This window comes from Leisingera sp. MMG026, assembly GCF_021654205.1.
Lineage (GTDB): Bacteria > Pseudomonadota > Alphaproteobacteria > Rhodobacterales > Rhodobacteraceae > Leisingera.
In genome coordinates this window covers 1-1188 of the sequence record NZ_JAKFZM010000121.1, presented here as the reverse complement: position 1 = coordinate 1188, position 1188 = coordinate 1, and the positions used below count along the sequence as shown (strand labels likewise).

General features: G+C 62.2%; 1 protein-coding gene and 1 pseudogene. Both read right to left on the bottom strand.

Going from position 1 to position 1188, the window contains the following annotated elements; translation table 11 throughout:
* Positions 1 to 193, bottom strand: a 193-nt coding sequence (locus L1069_RS23710; protein ID WP_237457285.1) for a transposase zinc-binding domain-containing protein, incomplete at its 3' end; no start/stop codon positions are given.
* Positions 194 to 206: 13 nt separating this feature from the next.
* A pseudogene (locus L1069_RS23705) lies at positions 207 to 1067 on the bottom strand (site-specific integrase).
* Between the last annotated feature and the right edge of the window lie 121 nt (positions 1068 to 1188).

Below are 1188 nucleotides of genomic sequence, written 5' to 3'. Positions count from 1 at the left end.
ATATGCTTTCGATATGCTGGTGCTGACACTTGGTGCAAGCCGCCACATGCCCGCCGAGCGCCTCTGTCCGGCAGGTCTCGATCGCCGACATGACCTTCAACTGGCTCAGGCTGACATGGCCGGAATTGGCCCGCCGGTAGGCGGGGCCATGAGACCTGAAGATGTCCGCAACCTCCAGCGCGTGCCGTGGCACGCCCATCGCTCCGTCAGGTCACGTCTCGCATGTGTTCAAGCGGGCTGGCGACATTGCGCAGCGTCTTGGTGGCGACATGGGTCTATCGCGCCGTCGTCGTCAGCTTGGCATGGCCGAGCAGCACCGGGATCACGCGGACATCCGTGTCGGCCTCCAGAAGATGCGTGGCAAAGCTGTGCCGGAGCGAGTGCAGCGTCGCGGGCTTCTTGATCCCGGCCATCGCTTTGGCTGAGTTGAAGGCGCGGTTCAGGGAGCGCGGTGACAGGGGCTCAACCCTGCTCTGCCCCGGAAACAGTCAGCCCTGCGGCTCCGCCTCGCGCCAATAGGCCCGCAGCAGCTCCAGCAGCGACGGTGACAACATAACGTCCCTGTCCTTGCCGCCTTTGCCGCGCTCGACATGGATCAGCATCTGGTCGCTGTCGATATCGCGGACCTTCAGATTGGTGACCTCGGATGCCCGCAACCCCGCGCCATAGCCGATGCCCAATGCCGCCCGGTACTTGAGACCGGGTCCCGCCGCCGCGGCCAAAATCGCCGAGACCTCTTCAAAGCTCAGCACAATCGGCAGTTTGCGGGGTTCGGTCCGGAACTGGATATACTTCTTCATGTCCTCCCGATCGCAGGTCATGCCGAAGAAGAACCGCAGCCCGGCGACCCGGGCGTTGTAGACCGAAGGCGTGAGCCCGGTATCCGTCATGTAAAGCTGATAGGCGCGAAGTTCTTCCGGCGTCGCCGTATCGGGCGACCGACCCAGAAACGCGGTGAAATCTTTAAGTGCCCGGATATGGGCTTTCTGCGTCGTCTCCGCCAACCCGCGAATACGCAAATCCTCGATCATCCGCGCACGTAGCGGGCTCATCTTCTCCTGTGTCATTTGAACCTCCTGTCCGATTGAGAACGTCAATCGTCAGGCAGGTCCGCCACATCACAAAATCGGTGCGCCGCAAGAATGCTTCGACATGCCAACCACAAGCGCCAGTGCCGCGAGAGCGACT